The following is a 20,747-nucleotide window of genomic DNA, read 5'->3' as shown; positions in this document are numbered from 1 at the left end:
TCGCAAACGATCCTCCTTTTCTGTAAAGTGAAGAGAAAACAACATCATTATCATAGCGTATGCGTGATACTTCGTCAACATATTTTACCATTCTCAACATAAAATATGCATAAGAGGGTTGTTGCGTGCCCCCTTATGCACAGGAAAAAATAATTCTTTTCAGCACCAATTGAAAAGCCGGGATGGATTTTTTAAAATTATTCTCTTAAACCCATTTCCGCTTCCACTGCCCCGGCAATCCGGGAAACAAACCGGCTGCAGTCTTCCGCCGTCTGTGCTTCCACCATGACACGCACAAGCGGCTCTGTTCCGGAAGGGCGGACAAGAACACGCCCGTTTCCGGCCATTTCCCTTTCCACCTCATCAATCACCGATTTTATTTTTTCGTTTTCTAAAACATGGTATTTATCGGTTACCTTTACATTCACGAGTTTCTGCGGGTACTTTTTCATTTCCGCAGCCAGTTCGGAAAGCGGCTTGTTCGCGATTTTCATAATGTTGATCAGCTGCAGTCCGGTTAAAAGGCCGTCCCCGGTCGTGTTATGGTCAAGGAAAATAATATGGCCCGACTGCTCACCGCCCAAATTAAAGCCGTTTGCTTTCATTTCTTCGACAACGTACCGGTCACCGACAGCCGTTTGAACACTGTTGATGCCGAGCGCTTCAAGGCCCTTATGGAAGCCGAGATTGCTCATTACAGTAGAAACGACGGTATTTTTCTTTAAAAGCCCTTCTTGTTTTAAGTATTTGGCACAAATATACATAATCTGGTCCCCGTCTATGATCTGGCCTTTTTCATCAACAGCGATCAACCGGTCGCCGTCGCCGTCAAATGCAAGCCCGACATTCGCGCCTTTTTCCTGGACGAAAGCAGCAAGCGCTTCCGGATGCGTGGACCCGACCCCGTCATTAATGTTCAGACCGTTCGGGGATGCTCCCATTGTCGAGACATCTGCATCAAGATCAGCATAAAGATATGTCGCCAGCGAAGAAGTCGAACCGTTGGCACAGTCAAGCGCCACATGAATACCGGTAAATTCTTCATCCACTGTCTGTTTTAAGAACTGCAGGTATTTTTGGCTGCCTTCAAAGTAGTCGCTGACAATGCCGAGATCTTTCCCGACCGGCCGCGGCAGGTCATCCGTGTCTTGATTGAGCAGTTCTTCGATTTCCGCTTCCTCATCATCCGACAGTTTAAAACCATCGGGGCCGAAAAACTTAATGCCGTTATCTTCCACCGGGTTATGCGATGCCGAAATCATGACGCCGGCCTGCGCCCCCAATGCTTTTGTCAAATAAGCAACACCCGGCGTGGTAATCACGCCAAGCCGCATTGCTTCCGCCCCGATAGACAGAAGCCCGGCAACAAGCGCCCCCTCAAGCATCTGCCCGGAAATGCGCGTATCGCGGCCAATCAGAACTTTCGGCCGCTCATTCGCATGCTTGGTCAAAACATATCCGCCGAAACGTCCCAGTTTAAAAGCAAGTTCAGGTGTGAGTTCAGAATTTGCTATGCCTCTTACTCCGTCTGTACCAAAAAATTTCGTCATCAGGTTTCGCTCCTTCTTTTCCGCATATCAGTTCTGTTATTCTGTCTTTTGTGCTGCGTCACTTATGCGTATTTTCGCCTTTTCACCGGAAAGCCTCCACGTTACATTTTTCGGGCCCGATACAATATAGCTAACGTCATGGTCCCCCTCCTTCAGACCGGACAGATTGATCGAAACGTTAAAATCAGAGGCGGAAATCTTGTCCAAATCGCTCTTTTTCCCGTCTGCAATAATATCAATCGTTCCGCTCTTTGGAGAAAGGAAATCCATTTGATAGCCGGCAGCCAGTCCTTTTTCCTTAATCGGAATATTGCTCAGCGTTTTCTCATCCTCATTCTTTTTTTCTTCCACTTTGATGGTCGCTGTGACCATTTCCGGATCCACCTTATTGATACCGTCCGGAAGAGTAATTGGAACATCAATGGTCGTATCTTTCGTAATTTTGCTGATGTCGATGTTAACCGGCAGCGTCTCAATCCCGGCAAGGCGGGCACTGGTGCCGTAGATGGTCACCTTCTTCGGATTTGTCGTGATACTTGTTATTGTCAAATTGTCGCGGTTACTGCCAACCGGGTTAATGGAAATCGGGACGGTTTTGCTCGGATTGGTCACATTCACCGAGACATTCACTTTATCCGGGTTGACCGAGACATCCAGTTTATTTAAATTCCGGTCGAGGACATTCACTGTCGCGGCCCTCGTAAAACTTTCCGTAATCGGCTTGCTGATTTCCACTGTCGCTTTTACATAACTGATCCTGTCAATGACGTTTTTCGCCCCGGTAATTTTCACAGTACCCGGCTCCACAGCAGGCACAGATGCTTCATACCCGGTTGCCAGCATATCTTTGTCGTATTCTGCCTCAACGTTGAAAATTTTGGATACTTTTTCTTGTACCGATACGGTAGCATACGTACGGTTGAGTTTGTATTTCAGTTTATCGGAAAGATCTTTTACTTTCAATTTGGCTTTTTGCTTGCCGATTTGTGCATTGCTTAAATCCATGTAAACGGTGAAATCCCTAGCGGCTTTCACCTGCTGGACGATGACTTTCGGGCCGGTTACAGTCACGTCCACCGTTTTCGGTGCGCCTGATACAACAAGGTTTTTATTATCATAAATCAGCTGGACCGGCATATTTTCAATTACGCCACTGCTGTTTTTTGTGGCGGAACCGATAATTTTATTGCCTTCGCCGTTTTCCACCGCAACTGAAATATAAAGCAGGATGGCTAAAACAAGCGCCAGCACCCTCATAAACCAACGATTGTCCATCAGTTTATCCATGTTTTCTCACCCTCCAGTTCCATTTCGACAAGGAAGGCTCCTTTGTTTTCTGGGTATAGTTCAGTTCGGCTTCCAGCATTTCCTGCAATTGCTCCAGGCTTAAATCCCTGTGAAGCTCGCCATTCTTCGTGACCGTTATCCCGCCCGTCTCTTCGGATACAACCACCGTCAAACAGTCTGTTACCTCACTGATCCCGACCGCGGCCCTGTGCCTTGTCCCCAGTTCCTTCGAAATAAACGGGCTCTCGGAAAGTGGCAAATAGCAGGCTGCTGCCGCCACTTTCCGCTTCTGGATAATCACGGCGCCATCATGAAGCGGGGTGTTCGGAATAAAGATATTAATCAAAAGTTCAGCCGACACAACAGAATCAAGCGGAATACCGGTTTCGATATAATCGCCTAATCCTGTTCCGCGCTCAATCGAGATCAGGGCGCCGATTCTGCGTTTCGCCATATAGCTGGTCGCCTTGACGATCGCTTCAACGAGGTGGGCCTGCTCATCTTCTTCCTGGCCGTTCGTTCTTGAAAAGAATTTTCCCCTGCCGAGTTGCTCAAGGGCCCGCCGCAACTCCGGCTGGAAGATAATAATCACGACCAGAAATCCGTATGTAAGTGCCTGATCCATCATCCATGCCAGCGCCTGCAACCCGAGCAAGCTGCTGAGACTCCTGACGATGATGATCACAAAAATGCCTTTCAAAAGCTGGACCGCTTTTGTTCCGCGGATCACCATTAATAATTTATAGATGACATACCAGACGACCAATATATCCACAATTTTGGAGAGATAGCTCCAGATGGGGAAATCAGCAATATGCATGACCCTGCCTCCATTAATTCATCAATCTTCATATCCTCTGTCTTCAACTGTTCTATTATATCATTTCCCACGGCGAAATAGCAGCTTTTGTATATCTGGAAAAAGAAACGGGAACCGGATCCGGCCCCGCTCCAATATATTTATATTCATTTCAAATGCTTCCATGCATCCTGTCCTGTATCTTTTATTTTATACCAAATCCATTCAAAAACTTCATTAATTTCTTCCACATTTCCGGTAACGTCCCCCGCGGAGGCCATATATTCATTTCCCCGGACCACCGTCACATTCCCTTCCACTTTCCCTTCAATCCGGAGATCGCCGTTTGTTACCGTAATGTCCTCTTTAATCACTTTTCCCTTCGGCACAATTGCGGTATGCCCCTGGACAATGATGTCTTTGTTTTTCGTTACGGAAAACTCGTCCGGGTTATGCCACTCGGAAAACATCGCGCCTGCCATTAAAATGAAGAACAAGCCGGCGGAGGCGAGAAACGGATGCATTTTCAACCAGCGGCCCGCCCCGACCCGCTTTTTCTCCCTTGGAAGATTTTTCATAACGCGGCCTGTAAAACCGGGAGGCGCCTGGACATTCGGAAGGCTTTGCACGTAAAAGATGCTTTTTTGCAGCTCATAAAAATGCTGTCGGCACGCGCGGCATGTTTCCAAATGGTACTCGAGCATTTTTTTATGGTCTTCCGGAATGTCTTCATCTAAGTATTCATGCATATACAGTACAATTCTCTCAGAACATGCCTCCATATTTTTCCCTCCTCACAGCCTGCCCAATTGCTTTCGCAGCGCTTCACGCCCGCGGTGGATTCTTGTTTTTACCGTTCCCAGCGGAATGTCCAGCATTTCGCTGATTTCATTTAAAGATAATTCTTCAATATACTTTAAAACGATAATAATTCGGTATTTTTCCGGCAATTTTAAAATTTCTCGCTGGATCATTTCCTGCATCTCAAGTGTCTCCACCTGCATATCCGGCAGCTTTTCCTCCGCCGGTACGGTTGAATAAAGGGTCAGCCCTTCCGTCCCGGAAATTTCCGCATCCAGATAAAAATCAGGTTTCTTCTTGCGGATCCGGTCAATACACAAATTAGTAGCAATCCGGTACAACCACGATGAAAATTTCCGTTCCTGCTTAAAACTTTTAATATGGATATAGGCGCGGATAAATGTTTCCTGCGCCAGATCCTCCGCTTCGGTGCGGCTCCCGATCATGCGGAAACAGATTTGGAATACTTTATCTTTATATAATTCAACGATATCATTAAAAGCATTTTGGTCACCCTTCATGACCTGCTTAATTTTTCGGTTTACAGTTGCTTCCATTTTCCCCCTCCGCCCTGTGCGGTACGTTATTTTTACGGTTTTCTCCTGAAAAGGTTTCAAAAAAAAGTAAAAAAATGTTCAAGTCTATTGTAGCAAAGTTATGGAAAAAATGTTTAAATCTTTAGTAAAATGGATATAAAATATTACAAATTTGAATATGAACGGGGAGTCAGGGATGAACCAGAAAAGCCGAGCCTTAATGTTGGAAATTGAGGAAAAAAGACGTGAAATGATTCAGCTCGCTTCGACCACTGCATACTGGGATGACCAGGTCTTACAGGCAAGCAGGCATCTGGACCAGCTCATCAATCAATTTAACAAATTGAAAAGCAGTAAACTTCAGGGATAAGTGAACAGAACACCCATGGAATAGATTTAAATAAAAAAAACGGCAAAACATCATTTGCCGTTTTTTTATTTGCAGTGCCGGATACCGGCCGGCAGGGGCTATTTTTAAAGAAGTTTTTTTCCAAACAATGTTTCAATCAGGCGGACAGCTTTTTCTGCCGTTTGATTGCGGCTGTCAAGGATCGGGTTTACTTCAACAACCTCGGCTGAAACAACGGCATCTGCATCGTGCAGCATCTCCATGGCGAGCCTGCTTTCGCGGAAATGAATCCCGCCGTATACAGGCGTTCCCACACCCGGGGCTTCTTGCGGATCGAGCGCATCTAAATCGAACGACAAATGAATGCCATCCGTTCTTTCTTTTAAATAGTTAATACTTTCTGTCATGACACTCTCCATCCCGAACCGGTCAATTTCAGCCATCGTGTAGATTTTTATGCCCAGATTACGGATGAAATCCTTTTCCCCTTCGTCCAAATCCCGCTGCCCGATCAGGACAACATGCTCCGCTTTCAGTTTTGGAATATAGCCGTAAACGCCCGTTAAAGAAGCATGCCCGTGCCCGAGGCTGGCGGCAAGCGGCATGCCGTGGACATTTCCGGAAGGGCTTGTCTCAGGAATGTTCATATCCGCATGCGCGTCAAACCAAATGACGCCGAGATTTCTGTAATGCTTGCTGATGCCGGCAATTGTGCCAATGGCAATACTGTGGTCGCCACCAAAAATAAGCGGAAACCGGTTGCTTTTTACAATTTCATCTGTATGCTCTGCAATGGACTGGCTTGCTTTTGAAATCGATTTCAAATTTCTCGCATTGGCTTCATCATCAGGGAGCTGCTCCGCCCTGCCGATTTCAATATTACCCAAATCGGTAACCGCGCAGCCGAGTTTCTCGAGCCCTTCTTTCACACCTGCATACCGGATCGCCTGCGGGCCCAGATCCACCCCTTTATATCGCTGCCCAAGATCCATTGGAACACCCATTATTGTAATATGTTTCTCCATCTGACTGCCCCCTTCCCTTCTCTCTATCTATCATTGTAAAATTGTTTTCCAATTGGCTCAACTGTACAAAATTCTGTATAATTATACAGAAGAAATGGGAATTGGTTAAAATATCCTCCTTCAGACGGCAGTCAAACATTCTTGTTCACTGATTTTTTAGCTTTGCAGGTGGGGGCTTCTAAGGTAATTGCACCACTAGATTAAACATCAACCACCCATTAACAGACAATGAAGTGTACATGATGTTAAAACAATTTACAGATAAATAAAAAACGCTCAAAATCCTCTTATAAAAAAGGGTTTTGAGCGTTTCTCTTTGAAGCGGAAGACGGGACTCGAACCCGCGACCCACACCTTGGGAAGGTGTTAGGCAATTTAGGAACTCGATGGAAATGAATCGAAAACCATTGGTATAAGTGGATTTTAAAAATTAGTTATCTGATTTTATGGGGAGTAAAATGGTCAACAATGATGAATTTCGTCAACAATTCGTCAACAACTCAAAAGATGACAGCCAGCCAGCTGTATTGAGTAGAAAAAAGAGCAGGTGAAAGCCTGCTCTTTTTTGCAGGCATAATATAGGGGGGTATTTCCTGCATTATGATCGGACAATTAGAAATAAGCGCCTGCGACATAATTATAAGAAAATTGGCTTATTTCGTCTATATCTCCCCTGAAAAAAATTTTTGGGGATTTTTTATTTTTTTGTGTAAAACTCTAGCAGCAGAGTTAATGCTTGGGAAACAAGATAGGCCCCCGCAAATGCGAGGGCTTTTGTTTTGTCCTGGTGAGCTATTAGCTTGTCCAAATTACGCTTATTTTACACGCAATTTTTGGCCAGGATAAATGACATATTTGCTATTCAACTTATTCCAGGCCTTTATCTTGGAGATTGTGGACCCATATTTTTCGGCCAACTCCGAAACAGTATCCCCACTTCTTACGGTTACATATTTCGTGCTTCCGACAGCCACGGATCCGGAAATCTTAATCTTTTGTCCAACGTAAATCCTGTTTGCATTTTTAATACCGTTTAATTTTTGCAGGGTTGCGACGCTTGTGCCGTATTTTGCCGCGATCCCGCTTAACGTATCTCCACGCTTAACCGTGTACGTTTTAGCTGGAACCTTGCTGGATGTCGTCAGCTTGCTGTTTGTGGTGTTCACTTTCGCCGGCTTAACACCAGATTTAAGCTTGCTTAATAGTGCCAAATTTTGAGCTGCAGTACCTGAATAATTGTTGATGCCGTACTGCTTGGCCAACTTAACTCGGGCGCTGAACGTTGAGCTCTTCCCCTTGGATTTTAGATAATCGACCAGGCTTAAGGACCCGATTTTTTTGACCACGCCTGTGCTGGTTGCGTTGTCGACTTTAGCAACGTTTGTGTACTTACCGGCATAGTCCTGGCTCACGTCAAAGTAGCCGGGAATGCCAGTAAACTTGTAAGTGCTTGACCACTGCCAAGCCCCTTTTTGCCCATTGTACCAGGCTGGTGTCGGCTGTCCAGTTTCCGGGTATAATGGATACCTGGCTAACCACGGCTGCGAGATTGATAGATTTGATGGCTGCAGTTCTGTATTATAAAAGGATGACCCCGTGTACAAGTCAATTTTGCTATACCCAAGTGATTTCATCTCGGTAACAAATGCATTTGTAACTTTGGTTAGTTCTGCAGCACTAAGGCTTTTTAACGAGCTGTCTTCAACGTCAACTACAACATAGCCATCCTTTGTTTTGTCAAATCCCACCAATTTCAGTTTCTTGTCAAACCACCGTGCCTCTAACTTCGCGTCAGCAACGGTTTTTGCTCTAAAGTAATGATAAGCATGCACAGCCATACCCGCCTGCTTTGCGTTGGCAATATTTACGCTGGCTGCCGGATCCACATAAGACTGTCCTTCGCTAACTTTAACGACAACTGCATTGATTTTTCCGGATTTCATTGTCTGGTAGAAACTTAACGGCAGGCCCTGTTCTGCGTTATGATGGCTGACGTCGATAAAATCCACACTCGGCGTCGCGGCATAAGTATTCGGCGCAAAAGAAAACGCCAGCCCTGCAGAGAGGGTCAGCGCGCCGATTGTTTTCGTGATCTTATTCAACTTTACCACTCCTTATTTTGTAGTTGCTGTCGATTTTGTTTCTTCTTCTGTAGACGCAATACCTGCATTTTGTGCCGCCAATACTTGTGCTACGACAGCTTTAATCTTTTCCCTTTCTGCATCCTCGCTTGTTGCCTGTTCCTGGGCATAGTCGACAGCAACCACAGTTGCTTTTTCCTTCGCCCGTTTTGTGAGATAAGTATTCACGATTGTTGCAAAAGATCCAACAAATAGAGTACCAACGGCCATGACAACCGTAACATAAGCATTGATTGAATTGGCCGTTAGCCATTTATAATGGATATTGAGGATGGCTAATGCCCCCATGAGAGCAGTTAGCACCCCACCAAGATTTGTTGAGAATTGCTTCCACCAGTCTGAATCTGACAAATATTTCATCATTTTAACCATCTCCTCTTATTGTATTGCTGCATAAAAAATAGCCACGGCCCCACTAATGAAGGCAACAATGATTGCCGCCGTAATCGTGTGCCGTAGCCATTTTGTATCGCCTTTAATTTCTTTTAAGTCATCACGGATGTTACTGATTTGCTGATCTTGCAGTTTATCATTCGTTTTCAGTTCTGATATATCCGCCTTAATTCTTTCTTGATCAAGTTTCATGTTATTTTGTTCTGACTTGATTGCATCAATATCTTTCTGTATTGTCTCTTTCCAGATATCAACCTTCTCCGCCTCCAATGGATCCACACCCCCGTTCTTTGTTTCTCTATCGATTTTCGATCCGCCTCCTTAATTTGAGCATAAGAAAAAGCACCCCATTGGGAGTGCTTAAAATACTATTTTTAATTGTCACGTTACCGCGCAGTTTGATCCTACTGTTTAATTTTTTGATTAGAAAAATACGACTTCAATATGCTAAACCATATGTTATATCCATTGTCGTTAGGGTGGATTCCATCCGAAAGCAAATTCTTATAATTCAACCCTTCTTGCATCACCTTTGATTTGTAGGTGTCGTAAACATCAACGTAATTCCAATTCTGTGTTTTTGCGTAGTCTGTAATTTTTCTATTGAAATCATCATAAGCATATTGATCATAATTTCGATATGCTAACTTCTCGATTTCATGCGAGTTTTGAACAATTATTAAAGAATTTGGTAATGCTTTTCTTATCTTATTATAAATTTCTTTACTTTCCGTTTCTGTTTGCGAAGCTGATATACCATGGTCGAAGTTATTTATAGTCGTAATCTCGAAAATAACCAAATCCGGTTTATCTTTAACTATTGCGTCTACCTTCTTTTCCTTTAATAATCGAGTTGTTGTATATCCGCCGTATCCGTGATTTTTTAGTATAATTTGAGTACTTGTTCTCCCTTCTAAGTATGTTTGCAACAACCCATTCCAATTTTTTTCTTCAGTAGAAGCTCCGGCGCCTTTTGTAACGCTACTACCCAAAACAGCCATAGTGATACCAGTATCTCCGTTTTTATATGCCCTGTAATTTATCCAATCAACCGCACTTCTGTACTCATTGTCTGCAAGTTCTTTCTCAATAGAATGTTGCTCATTATTATATTTATCTGAAGCTTCAGCTATTGTGCTTGTAATTTTATTATCGTAATAAACATATCCAAAACCTATTGCTAAAATACATACTAAAAAAGCTATAATAACACTTAAAGCTTTATTCACAAAAATATTCCCCCCTTATAAAATCCTATAGTTATTATACAGTTTTCAGGGGAAAATTCAATAAAAATTTTAAAAGTTTATTTTATTAATATCTTTAAACGTCTTCTGCATTAGAAAATTCATGTATCGCTTTTAACTGAGAATAACCATTAGCAAAAACATCAGTCCCTACGTACGGAAATGAATATGCCCTTTTGAACAGGACTGGACTCCCGATGTTAGCAGCTTCTTGAGAGCTGTATGCACTAACAATATACAGGACGAATTCAGAGTTACCTTGAAAAGATTCGATTTTATAATAAACATTCTCGGCGACAAGCCCGTTTTCGAGTTCAACGCTATGTTTCAATAAGCCCATTTTTAATCCTCCTATGGTAATGTAATAACATTTCTGTTTAGTTTTACCTCAGATCCATCGAATGAAATCCACTGGGTCCCGCTAGCTGGTGCGATCAGATTTTCGACTTTTACTGACCCGTCTACCCCTATTAAAAGTACGCCTCCTCCCCCTCTAGTTCCGACTTGCAAAAATGTTGCAGTTGCTAAAGTTATAGGAAGTGTGAAAAGAAGAGTACCTGGCGTTGTTGTTCCACCGGTAATAACGCCTCTAAGTTTCAGTGAGCCGTTTTCTATCCAATACCCAGGCGTCCGGAAATCGTTCAAGGCCGACCATCCGTTTTGTAAACTCCCTGTAAGAGGTGAGGGCTCTGGTTGAGCATATAACAACTTCAAAGCTCTAGGGAACACAGTTTCATAAATAATATCAGCGATCCAAATATTCATAATTTCTTTAGGATGGATGCTGCTTGACCCACCATAAGCGCTATCCATATAGTCAAAAGCATTCCGACTTGACTGCAGGTATGCATAAGTATCGATAAAACAACACTGAAATTCTCTTGCTAGTCTTTTTAGCCCATTAACCATGCTTTCATACCAAACCTCGTCTCTACCATGTGCTGTATCGCTTGTAGAGTTTGGCATCATTAGCACAACTGACATTTGGGCATATGTTTTATTGCTCCGGATCGTTTGTAGCCCAGTCCTCATATTTTTCATGTAATCATCTAAATCTGAGCCCATAGCTGGGTCGTTAATTCCCCAGCGAATGATCATCAAATCTGGAGCAAAAGCAAGATCATCACTAAGGTAATCATTTATCCAATTCCACGATGTCTTTCCAGATTGACCGCGATTGACAACACTGACATTATAAAATCCATCGTTTTTCGCCAAAGTTGCGATTAAATCGGTAATTTTATATCCGCTCAATAAGCCGATACCTTCGGTAGTACTATCCCCAGTCATTACGATTTTTGTACTACTCCCGGACGCTATCCTACGATGGTAATAAGATAAATATTCCTGTCCAAAAACTAGGCGATTATATTTGTCGGCATATGAGTTGTACAAATAACCGTCAGACTGTCTTACTATTTTCAATGTGTCAGAAGAGTCAAAACCGTATGGAGCTTCAAGACTGGTGACAATTGCTTTGCCTACTCCGTAAAGTTTTTTCCCAGAAGCAATTGCTTGATTGATATAACCAGTATCGTTCGATGACCCATCAAGGGCCGCCCCCAATTCTTTTGGATATACCCCAGTTTCCGCCAACTGCGCGGTAACACTTTGGTTTTCTGCGTCCAACCTTTGCTTTAAAGTCGTGTAATTTGTCCCGTCTGCCCCAACCCTTGCCTGTGCTGCCTCTGGGCTGCTGTCGCCGTCCGCGACAAGATTATTCACCTGGGCTTGGATGTTATCTGCTCGGTCTTTATGCTCTTGCATGTCGTCCGCAATATCTCCATGGATCTTGTTTAATAAATTGCGAAATGCCCTTGTTGTCGTGACTCCAATTTTTTCATATGGCCATCGCATTATGCCTCGCCCCCACTTTCCACATATGGTGTAGTTGATAAAGTTCCATCATCAGCAACAGTAAGCACAAATTTATTACCGTTTGGAGATACTATAATTTTGTCTTGCTTTTGGTCTAGTGCTGCTTGCATAGCTGTGCTTATTGGTTTGTCCATATCTGCCGTATTATCGACATAATTCAAACCAACATCCGATTTATTTACCATTACATCACCGGTTTTCCCGTTGACGCTTGTAACCGGATAATTAATCTGCTCTGACACAGCGTCAGACAGCCCATTTACTGCCTGTGCGTGCGTACGTGGGTAAAATGTATTTCCATCAGGATCCTGCAGGGATCTGATATTAGTCATTGACTTCACCTTCCACGGTTCCGATTCTTACAGCTGTTGCATTTACAGCCCCTGCCATTGTAAGCGCCTCAGATGCCTTTTTCTCTACGCCGGCAAATGATGACGCCGTTTTTGTCAGCTTGGCCAGCACATCTTCTGCCTTTTTCTGCCGCGTACCAAATGTATAGGCAGGGGACTTATTCGGGTTGTTGTAATCGTCAACCTCCGTAATTCTTAGTTCGAGATCAATACCAAACGGCTCAATTGTTACAAAGCAGTAGTCACCCTTACGGACATCTTGCACGCCAAGACTAGCCAGTTGCAGCGCAGTCAATGTGATAGTAATTGGTATGGAGTCTGTCAATTGTGATTTTATATATGCCAGTAGACTGTCGTGTTGCGTAAACCGATCATCCCTAATAGGAGTTGCATGCCTAATGCCATAAGTCGCGGCCAATGGACTCGTATACTCCGCTGTTGTTACGTAGCTTCCGTTATCATTTTGCTTACCAAACCCGCGGATATACGTGCAGAGGTTCGTCGTGTCGATTTGCATCTGCGGATCCTGGACGTTCATGCGGTATCGAAATTGATTGTCGGTATGTCGAGACAGTTCTTTTGCAATTTTAAATACCTTGCCATTTATCTCGTATTCGCAAGCAAATTTTTCTATTGCATCCTGAAAAAGCGCAGAAGAATTGTTATCCCCAAAGTTTTCGACCTCAACCGATTTATCAAGTCCGGTAGAATCAATTTCAACCGAATAGCCTGTCCCCTTTAACGCAAAATCACAAAGCTGTTTCAGCGAATAGGTTCCAGTCAGCGTGTCATAAATGTAATTCGCGATTAAATCCTCATAAAAACGGTGCTCAGCTGTAAACGTCTTTACTGTCCGCCGGCCTTTTGTTGACTGTGTAAGATTTTTAATGACATATTCGTCATCTCCATAGATCACGTAATTCTCGTTCATCAGCAGCGCAAATGCATCCTGTCCCCTCTCCGTTAGTCGCGCCGTGACATCGAGTGTTTTCTCGCCGTTAACGGTGTTTTTCCGCGTGATTTCTGCATCAAGGATCATTTCTTCCTGTCCAGTTGTCAGTGAACGTACAAATGCATCCATAAAGTCACCTCACAAATAAAGCCAGCGAAATCCAAAAGTAATGGTAAAGGATCCGCTGGTTCCGCTTATTTGTATGTCATTCCATCCTGGGACAATTCTTAACAGCTGGCGGTTGGAATTTCTTAGCGATGATACACCGTTAAGCAGTACACGCGGCCCGTTTATTGTAAGAATATCGCCGGCCGCCGTGCTTTTGCTATATTTAAATGTCTCTCCTGTTGTTGTGTTTTTAATCTGCAGGCCACTTGAGGCACCTTCAAATTTGATTATCAGCTCATATTGACGCGGATCCACAATAGCATCCCCGCCGTTGTAAATTCGAAAGCTGCTTTGCGACCATTTATAGATAAGATCTTCGTCCATTACTAGACCGCCGCCTACCGCCTGCCATGCATCCGAGTCCATGTCAACCGGGTCCGTGTCTGTCCGGCCAACACTCTCCGCATATGCAGAGTCGCTTATGAAATCAATTGAAAAGGTGCCGCTCTTTGCTTTCTGCTCTATTGAATATTTACTGTCATATTTAAAGCGCCACCGTTTCCCGGGCTCTGCGTCACATATCAGATAAAAATATTCCCGACTGTCAAACATTCGGAAAACCTCGTTTCTGAATAAAGCAAAGTCCGGGATATCGACTGACATCAACTGCAGCTCGGCATGTGCTGTTCGTCCGTCGTATGTTGTCCCCATGTCAATAAAACCGTCGCGTCCTTCGATCGTCTCTCTACTATGCACCGGGGAAGGAGAGTCAACGATGAAGGATTTTACCAGGATGCCACATTCACGCATGTCGTAGGTTGTCCCATCCAGTCTAATAATCTTAAAGTTGCTGCTGAGATACTCGGGGATCCTCATGCTCTCTCTCCTTTCCGGTACAATGATGCCGTAACCCTATCAGCCAGTTGCTTCGAGAAATTATCAACATCAGATTCATAGTAAAAATGTTGGTCACCGTTAAGATTGATATTAATTTGCTGCGTTAAATTCTTTAATTGTCCGGTTGCTGAGCTAAGTATGCCGGAAACACTCGGCAGTTTTACCTGCGGAATAGTGCCAATTCCAGCAGCGTACTGCGGAATAGACTTCAAGAATTTCAGTGTATTGCTTCCCGAGAGCACCTTAGCACCTTTCGGAAACCGTTTAAACAATGTCGGCCTGTTCGGGCTCAATCCGACCGTTCCATCCGGTAGCATATATAATTCAGACTCATAATCGTCTCCTAATACAGCATCGCCACCCGGGTGGTTTTTCGTACCCTTTGCATAGCCGTGCCCTTTACCGATGACACTCAACATGCCTTTAACACCATAACGGTGTTTCGCGTAATTGATCCCTGCCAGCAGGTTGTCAAGCCCACGCATGATGTTGCCAAACCCCTTAAATTTAAAAGCCCGGAACGTCGGCGGAATTACCTGGACGAGGCCACGGGCAAGGTTGCCAGTTAGCGTGTTAATGTCAGTGTACCCGTGCTGCACAGCCTTAGCATTACCACCTGATTCGGTTTGGATCTGCCGCAACCATGCGTTTACATATTCCGCTGTCGTCGGCAATCCATTCATTGATAATGCCTTTTTAACGGTTGCTGTCCAGCGTTTTACACCTTTACCCGGCGGATCACCAGCGACTGCCATCTTATTTTTAATAAAGTTGGCAGCCTTATTTTTTACGAGCGAAAATCCACCTTTCATTATGGATCCGAAAGCACCAGGAATATCCGGCAATTTTACGCCCGCTTTATCCAAAAGCTTATTTAACAACTTACCTGGGTGCGATGCATAGTCCCAAATATCCAGGGCTGTGTCTTTTATCCAAGAAAATGCGCTCCCGACAATTCCTTTTTTGTAGAACGGAAGCTTTCCAGACAATACTTTTTCAGTTGTATTGCCATCCAATACTTCCGAACCTTTCGGGAGATTTACCATCGTGTCTGTATTAGGAGACAGCATCAGCTTCCCATCTGGTGTACGGATAAGTTCCCTCTTTCCACCGTCTCCTACGATTGCTGGGCCGCCTGGATGACCGCCGGTGCCTTTTGCATATGCAGGTGGTGTCCATTTTTTCAGTCTCTTTTTGACACCGACTTTGTCCAAAACCCAGTTGATCCCGGAAATGACGCCATTAACGCCAAAAGCCAAGCCGTCAATCATTTTATTTCGCAAATGATTGATTCCGCTTAGTGCTTTTCCGGCCATCGACTTTATTCCGGATCCTATTTTCCCCGGTAAAGCCTTGGCACCACTAACCATGCTAGAAAAGGCTTTTGAGACTAGGTTTTTGGCTCCACTCATGATCGAGCCTATACCATTTTTCATTCTTGTGAAGCCGTTCTTTGTAAAGCTTACGACCCAGTTTATTGCCTTACTTATTATATTAGTAATATTCGTCCTGAAATTGGAAAAGAATCCCTTAACCGCATTTAATCCACCGGAAAAGATAGCCTTGAAACCGTTTATAAATCCTTTGGCGGTCTTGATTATCCGGCCCACAAACATTAGATTGATTAAGTTCCAGATAAACTGTGCTGCGCCTTTGACAAGCTGCTTGACGCCTTCCCACATCTTTTTCCAGTTACCGGTAAAAAGACCGGCGAAAATCTTAATCAAGCCCATGATTATATTTAAGGCGCCCTGGATGACACCTTTTACATTGCCCCAGACTTGCCGCACGATTACCGCGATTATCGGCATGAGAAACTTGATAATGCCCACAATAACGGTCATTACATTTCGGACGGCCTGCATGATCATAGCACCGTTTTGCTGCCAAAACGTTTGTATTTGGCTAATTATGGACTTGATAAAGCCAAATACCGCCATTAGAGCCGGCTGAATGTACGGCATCAAAAAGCTAATCAGTCCAATAATAAAAGACTTTACTGCCTGGAATCTTGCGATTGTAAAAGCAATAAATCCAGAAATTGCAGATTTTATGACATTTACCGCACTTACGACCAAAGCTATCTGATCCGGCGTTAATCCGAGCCGTGATAAAATTGATACTCCCTTTCCAGTGTCGCCGGTAAAAATAGCAAAAACACCGGAAACAAATTTCTTAAATGTCCCTAGTACTTGCCTGGCCTGGTCAACGCCCTGCTTGACATATCCAAAAAAGGAAAATATTTTCTGACCGGCGGTTTCACCGAAAACTTTGTTAAGAGAATCAGCAAAGGCTTTTGTATCACCACTCATTAAACCGGTTAACCCGTCAAATAGTGGCATGATCTTTCGCAATCCGTTCTCCAACTTTTGAAAGATCGGTTGAGACAGCTGCTGCATGGCTGTGGACATAAAGCCACGGATGTTGGACAACATCCCTTTCCATGTCTGCGACTGCATCTTCATGCCACCACTGTACCGCTCTTTCATTAATCCGAATAATGCCTGGTTAAATTTCTTCTGATCGGTAATTTGTCCCTTGTTGTTCACAACCATCCCAAGACGCATTTTCTGGGCCTGTTTTACGATCATATCCTTCGTTATTCCGAATTCTTTCAACCTCTCGAGCTCGCCAGTTTGAGCATCTGCAATAGCTTCTACACCCTGATCAAGCGACTTGCCCATTACTGACGACATATCGCCAATCTGCGGTAATATTTTCTTTGCGTTCATGCCATACGATTGCAGTTTTGCCGTAGCATCTACAATTTCATCCGTTTCGAAAGGTGTTTTGTTAGCAAAGTCTTTGGCCCAAGCTAACGTTTGAGCAGCCTTTTTATGGCTTTTCATGACGACAGTAAGGGTGTTTAGGTATGTTTCCATGTCAGCATTGGCACCAATTGTGGATTCACTGGCGCCCTTAATTGCTGAAGAAATACCTTCAAAAATACCGATTCCCGCTGCCACACCACTGGCAATTTTGGTAGTGCTTTTTAAAAAGCTGAAAAAGCTTTTTATCTTGCCTCTCGCCTTGCCGTCATCCACGCTGATCTCAACATTAGCCGAGCCGACATTATTTGCCATAGTTCCACCTCCCGTCTAAAACAAAATAAAAAAGCCTAACTCGCAGGCTTTGGTTTCCACCACTGTGTAGTGACCCATTCATCGGTGGATTTTATATTTTCGTTCGTCTCCTCTTCATATGCCGGCAACAAAATCTTTTCGACATTTTTCCCGCCAAATAGGTTAGTTACCGCGGCCAGAACGCCCCGCATGGTTTCCTCACTCATGATCTGCCGTTGTTCATACTTTTCTCTGCTGGCCTGCTGGTACTTTCTTTTCAGCCACGGTAGCGTCCTGTCAAGCACGTATTCTTCCGTGTACCCGAAGTGTGAAGAGACAACTTCTAGCATTTCAACCATGTTTTGAAAAAAGATTTCTATATCGTCAAAGAATGAATTTTCCTGTCCGGAATTTACGCTGCTGGTTTGAACATCTGCGTCAGCTTCCGGACCGCCGTAAAAGCCTTTTTAAAATCTACTAATTCCAGATATTTTGTAACAATTAAGATCGTATCAATTGGACTCATTTCCAGTGCTTCCTCAGCTGGGACATCAAACATAATTGTGAGTAGCTTCATAATTTGTTCGTCTTCTAACCCATCAAGTGCCTGCACAACAAGTGCTGCCTCGGACATATTATCCAGGTTTTCGCCAATAGCCGAATAAATTTCCATGCCGTCCGTTACTAAAAACCGGGCGGCCTGCAGCAGTCTTTTGTTAGTCAGCTTCGGAATATTAAAAGAGGATCCGTCACTAAGCTCAACGGATCCAATGATTTTTGGTTCTAAATCCAACGATTCAATTGTTTTCTTTGCCATTTAATTTTCCCCCTTAGATCACCTGTTCAAATTCAATCATGACATTTTGATCTTCCGGCAGATCGTCTACTGTGTGGGCATTCATCTGCAGAGGTAATAATCTTTGCCCTTTTTCAAAGGTAGTTTCCGAGTCGTCCCCACTTACTTTGCAATTGTAAAAAACAATGCCATATAATGTGCCGTCTTTTTTGAGCGATAACAAGGCAACCATAAATGCTGGAACCTCAGAAGGTGCACCGTAACTCATTTTTTTATAGCCCAATTCTGTTACTGGTGATACTTCTGCACCAGCTTCGTGATCTGCTGTCAGAGGATCTTTTAAAGTGATCTTTGTATTTGCAGCATCTACTGCAGCAATCTTTTTCACTTCGTCACCAAGTTTTAAGTATCCATTAGCTGTAAATCCGGTAACTGCAGCAACGGTCAGCACTGTAGCTCCAGCAGCAACAGGATTTGATAGCGTAGTAGGTGAACCCAACACAGGCGGAACATCTGTGATTTGGCTGCCGATCCAAGTTAGTTGACGGTTGTCAATCGTTGGCTCCGCAAGTTTGGTAGAAAGTGAGCTAGTAAACCCGGTAATGACTTGGTCAACCGGTTCGGTGGATTGGTCAACCTCGATGTCGTCAGCTTTAAATCCGCGAGAAACAGCAATACCATCGTTGGTCGCTCCAAGATCCTTCCATCCGTCTTTTGCTTCATATGTCGTTAAGTCGATGATATCAGACAACTTTTCTGGACGTGCCATTCCAAACGGGGCCACAAGCAGCCGGCCGGGGCCGCCATAAATGGACGCCTGTTTGCTATTAATCTTTTGAAAATTTGCCATGCCATTTCCTCCTATGCTTCGATATTTTTTAATTTCATATAACACCATGCTTCTGGCTTACCGGTATCCTCGTCCATATCCGCGATTGGAGAGCTTTCATGTTGGCACCAAGTAACGGCTAGCCCCTGAATATTGCCGGCATATCGCTCTAATGTATTCATTGCCCTAATAAGTACCTGTGTGGCCTGCACAGGACTGTCAGCACGGGCTAATAACTGTAATCTGGTATAATCGCTACCCCCCGCATTTCTAACGAGCAGAACGGGTAGCTTAGCTGTTGCGGGAATGGAATTACCGTACGTTGGAACATCCGGCATGTATACCCCGAAAAACTTTAGGACAGGAGGAACCGGATCCACGTAGTCGATCATTTAGTTCTCCCCCTATCCGAACAGCGTATCTTTGATTTGCGTTTTTGCAACCTTTTGCATCCGTTCACTTGATATATCAAGTCCACGGGCCATAAGGTTATATTTCTTTTCCAAATATCCTGCATATGCGACATTTGAACCTGTTTCAAGAATTGTTTTCCCATTTTTATCAACAATTTTATGAATAACATCGCCATCAGAAGCAGGAGAACCAGTGTTATATCCAATTGAATTGACATAAAGACCGGTTTGTATATGGCCTTCGTTTCTAGTTAATTCTTTCGTTTCGTCTGCCCACACCTTTCCCATTGCTTCAACGGCGCGGTTTTTCGCTTCCGTCAACTTGTGTGGCATTGTCTTCTGAAAATATTTTGCTGTTTTCTTGTCTATCTTCAAATTAAAATTCATGTCCCCCAAGCTACTCACTTCCTTTCAAAGTTGCTTCGTAGTGATGGAGCCTGACGCGACCATAGACCGGCTGTGCACTCTCGAGCGTATATTCACCGGCCAGAACCATATTGCCCTGCTTGTCTTTAATGTCACGCACTCTCATATCATTGTTCAGTGCCTGCGTGAAGCCGGTAAATAAGACATTTTGAGTGATATAGTTTTCACCGTTATCATCCCGGGAAACAAACTTTTTCACCTGGTCAACTCGGCAGGGGACGTTTTCAACCAGGACATCCTCATAGATATCCTGATTGTAGTCGTCTTTGCCAATAAGGACATGTTTTACAAGTGTGCACCGATGGATTAATAAGCTTTCAAATCTCATTGATAATCACCCGGCCCTGATACATTGAAAAAGCCGAAACCGGTAAGCGTTGGCTTTAGCCCATCTAAAATCATGTCCAATTCGGTAATACCAGTTTTTCCCCCAGGTGCTGCCTTTTCCATTGCAGTGTAGGAATAGGATCCAATTCTCTCACTTTGCAGATTCGCCATGCCTGCTTCTTTCACATCCACGTTATCCTGGTACCACAACAAATCTACTAGATGGATGGATGCTGTCTTTAAATCTTCCAAGATGCCGGGATCTGCCGTTTCAGAGTAATCTACTTTCGTAGAGTAATATATCCACCGCGCCGCCCTGAAAAGATAGGAGTCGATGTCTACATCCGGCAAAGCTTTCACCTCTGCAAAAGCAGACCGTTTTTTCACGTCATCTACCGTGGCGTACATGTCATTTCGCCTCGACAATAAAGCCGGCTTTGATGCGTCTTAAGAGTTGATGTGACGGCTGTTCTGGCAACTCTTTTTCCTGTTTCCCAGACAAAGTAAAAGACCCTTCCGCATACTGTGTGGATGGGTCTTTTAATTTATATTTTTTAGCTTTTTGTTTTGCTTCTGCCATT

25 protein-coding genes are annotated in these 20,747 nt (G+C 43.9%); 1 reads left to right on the top strand and 24 read right to left on the bottom strand.

From position 1 onward, the window contains the following. Positions 1-197 precede the first annotated feature (197 nt). The 5 genes from glmM to sigW all read right to left on the bottom strand — a co-directional run bounded on the left by glmM (position 198) and on the right by sigW (position 4,994). The gene (gene glmM / locus OF158_RS01445) at positions 198-1,550 is read right to left on the bottom strand and encodes a phosphoglucosamine mutase (RefSeq protein ID WP_014096454.1); all 1,353 of its coding nucleotides are present in this window, start codon (positions 1,548-1,550) and stop codon (positions 198-200) included. A gap of 36 nt (positions 1,551-1,586) precedes the next feature. Next, on the bottom strand, positions 1,587-2,837 hold the full coding sequence (locus OF158_RS01440) for a CdaR family protein (protein WP_014096455.1): 1,251 nt from the start codon (positions 2,835-2,837) through the stop codon (positions 1,587-1,589). Then, positions 2,830-3,657, bottom strand: coding sequence for a diadenylate cyclase CdaA (gene cdaA / locus OF158_RS01435; RefSeq protein WP_014096456.1), 828 nt, complete (start codon positions 3,655-3,657; stop codon positions 2,830-2,832). The genes OF158_RS01440 and cdaA overlap by 8 nt, the downstream gene beginning before the upstream one ends. A 146-nt stretch (positions 3,658-3,803) precedes the next feature. Then, a complete protein-coding gene (locus OF158_RS01430) occupies positions 3,804-4,418 on the bottom strand; it encodes an anti-sigma factor family protein (RefSeq protein ID WP_014096457.1) in 615 nt (204 codons plus the stop codon). 12 nt (positions 4,419-4,430) lie between these two features. Then, the gene (sigW, locus tag OF158_RS01425; RefSeq protein ID WP_014096458.1) at positions 4,431-4,994 is read right to left on the bottom strand and encodes an RNA polymerase sigma factor SigW; all 564 of its coding nucleotides are present in this window, start codon (positions 4,992-4,994) and stop codon (positions 4,431-4,433) included. Positions 4,995-5,169: 175 nt separating this feature from the next. Here sigW and OF158_RS01420 point away from each other — a divergent pair, with 175 nt between their 5' ends. Next, a complete protein-coding gene (locus OF158_RS01420; protein WP_014096459.1) occupies positions 5,170-5,343 on the top strand; it encodes an aspartyl-phosphate phosphatase Spo0E family protein in 174 nt (57 codons plus the stop codon). Positions 5,344-5,447: 104 nt separating this feature from the next. On the opposite strand, the gene rocF is transcribed toward OF158_RS01420, so the two are convergent. From rocF to OF158_RS01325, 19 genes are all read right to left on the bottom strand, one after another. Further along, a complete protein-coding gene (rocF, locus tag OF158_RS01415; protein ID WP_014096460.1) occupies positions 5,448-6,347 on the bottom strand; it encodes an arginase in 900 nt (299 codons plus the stop codon). Positions 6,348-7,162: 815 nt separating this feature from the next. Continuing rightward, entirely contained in the window at positions 7,163-8,449 is a 1,287-nt protein-coding gene (locus OF158_RS01410) for a LysM peptidoglycan-binding domain-containing protein (protein ID WP_048339792.1), read from the bottom strand. 12 nt (positions 8,450-8,461) lie between these two features. Then, positions 8,462-8,851 (bottom strand): hypothetical protein, encoded by a 390-nt coding sequence (locus tag OF158_RS01405; protein ID WP_035182820.1) that lies wholly within the window; start codon positions 8,849-8,851, stop codon positions 8,462-8,464. 15 nt (positions 8,852-8,866) lie between these two features. After that, positions 8,867-9,151 (bottom strand): hemolysin XhlA family protein, encoded by a 285-nt coding sequence (locus OF158_RS01400; RefSeq protein ID WP_035182823.1) that lies wholly within the window; start codon positions 9,149-9,151, stop codon positions 8,867-8,869. Between the two features lie 134 nt (positions 9,152-9,285). Further along, the gene (locus tag OF158_RS01395; RefSeq protein WP_035182826.1) at positions 9,286-10,110 is read right to left on the bottom strand and encodes an SGNH/GDSL hydrolase family protein; all 825 of its coding nucleotides are present in this window, start codon (positions 10,108-10,110) and stop codon (positions 9,286-9,288) included. A gap of 94 nt (positions 10,111-10,204) precedes the next feature. Beyond that, the gene (locus OF158_RS01390) at positions 10,205-10,468 is read right to left on the bottom strand and encodes a hypothetical protein (RefSeq protein ID WP_035182828.1); all 264 of its coding nucleotides are present in this window, start codon (positions 10,466-10,468) and stop codon (positions 10,205-10,207) included. An 11-nt stretch (positions 10,469-10,479) separates the two neighbouring features. Beyond that, the gene (locus OF158_RS01385) at positions 10,480-11,985 is read right to left on the bottom strand and encodes a GDSL-type esterase/lipase family protein (protein ID WP_035182831.1); all 1,506 of its coding nucleotides are present in this window, start codon (positions 11,983-11,985) and stop codon (positions 10,480-10,482) included. After that, positions 11,985-12,338, bottom strand: a complete 354-nt coding sequence (locus OF158_RS01380; RefSeq protein ID WP_035182834.1) for a hypothetical protein — start codon at positions 12,336-12,338, stop codon at positions 11,985-11,987. Before OF158_RS01380 ends, OF158_RS01385 begins: the two co-directional genes overlap by 1 nt. Continuing rightward, positions 12,331-13,437 (bottom strand): phage tail protein, encoded by a 1,107-nt coding sequence (locus OF158_RS01375; protein WP_052042118.1) that lies wholly within the window; start codon positions 13,435-13,437, stop codon positions 12,331-12,333. The genes OF158_RS01380 and OF158_RS01375 overlap by 8 nt, the downstream gene beginning before the upstream one ends. A gap of 9 nt (positions 13,438-13,446) precedes the next feature. Continuing rightward, complete coding sequence (locus tag OF158_RS01370) at positions 13,447-14,292, bottom strand: phage tail family protein (protein WP_043052531.1); 846 nt, start codon at positions 14,290-14,292, stop codon at positions 13,447-13,449. Beyond that, positions 14,289-17,396, bottom strand: coding sequence for a tape measure protein (locus tag OF158_RS01365; RefSeq protein ID WP_052042120.1), 3,108 nt, complete (start codon positions 17,394-17,396; stop codon positions 14,289-14,291). The genes OF158_RS01370 and OF158_RS01365 overlap by 4 nt, the downstream gene beginning before the upstream one ends. Before the next feature lie 35 nt (positions 17,397-17,431). Next, positions 17,432-17,725, bottom strand: coding sequence for a hypothetical protein (locus tag OF158_RS01360; RefSeq protein ID WP_142743400.1), 294 nt, complete (start codon positions 17,723-17,725; stop codon positions 17,432-17,434). 62 nt (positions 17,726-17,787) lie between these two features. Continuing rightward, positions 17,788-18,192, bottom strand: a complete 405-nt coding sequence (locus OF158_RS01355) for a hypothetical protein (RefSeq protein ID WP_035182840.1) — start codon at positions 18,190-18,192, stop codon at positions 17,788-17,790. Positions 18,193-18,205: 13 nt separating this feature from the next. Continuing rightward, entirely contained in the window at positions 18,206-19,021 is an 816-nt protein-coding gene (locus tag OF158_RS01350; protein ID WP_035182843.1) for a phage tail tube protein, read from the bottom strand. An 11-nt stretch (positions 19,022-19,032) separates the two neighbouring features. Beyond that, positions 19,033-19,392 (bottom strand): hypothetical protein, encoded by a 360-nt coding sequence (locus tag OF158_RS01345; RefSeq protein WP_035182846.1) that lies wholly within the window; start codon positions 19,390-19,392, stop codon positions 19,033-19,035. A 12-nt stretch (positions 19,393-19,404) separates the two neighbouring features. Further along, the gene (locus tag OF158_RS01340) at positions 19,405-19,800 is read right to left on the bottom strand and encodes an HK97 gp10 family phage protein (protein ID WP_225621012.1); all 396 of its coding nucleotides are present in this window, start codon (positions 19,798-19,800) and stop codon (positions 19,405-19,407) included. Positions 19,801-19,810: 10 nt separating this feature from the next. After that, a complete protein-coding gene (locus OF158_RS01335; RefSeq protein ID WP_035182847.1) occupies positions 19,811-20,167 on the bottom strand; it encodes a putative minor capsid protein in 357 nt (118 codons plus the stop codon). Next, positions 20,164-20,574, bottom strand: a complete 411-nt coding sequence (locus OF158_RS01330; protein ID WP_035182849.1) for a head-tail connector protein — start codon at positions 20,572-20,574, stop codon at positions 20,164-20,166. Before OF158_RS01330 ends, OF158_RS01335 begins: the two co-directional genes overlap by 4 nt. Position 20,575: 1 nt before the next feature. Continuing rightward, a complete protein-coding gene (locus OF158_RS01325; RefSeq protein ID WP_155375943.1) occupies positions 20,576-20,746 on the bottom strand; it encodes a hypothetical protein in 171 nt (56 codons plus the stop codon). Between the last annotated feature and the right edge of the window lies 1 nt (position 20,747).

The sequence above is a fragment of the Weizmannia sp. WK01 genome, from assembly GCF_025905465.1.
GTDB lineage: Bacteria > Bacillota > Bacilli > Bacillales > Bacillaceae_C > Weizmannia > Weizmannia faecalis.
The sequence above is the reverse complement of the archived record's forward strand: the minus strand, read 5'-3'. Positions and strand labels throughout refer to the sequence as shown.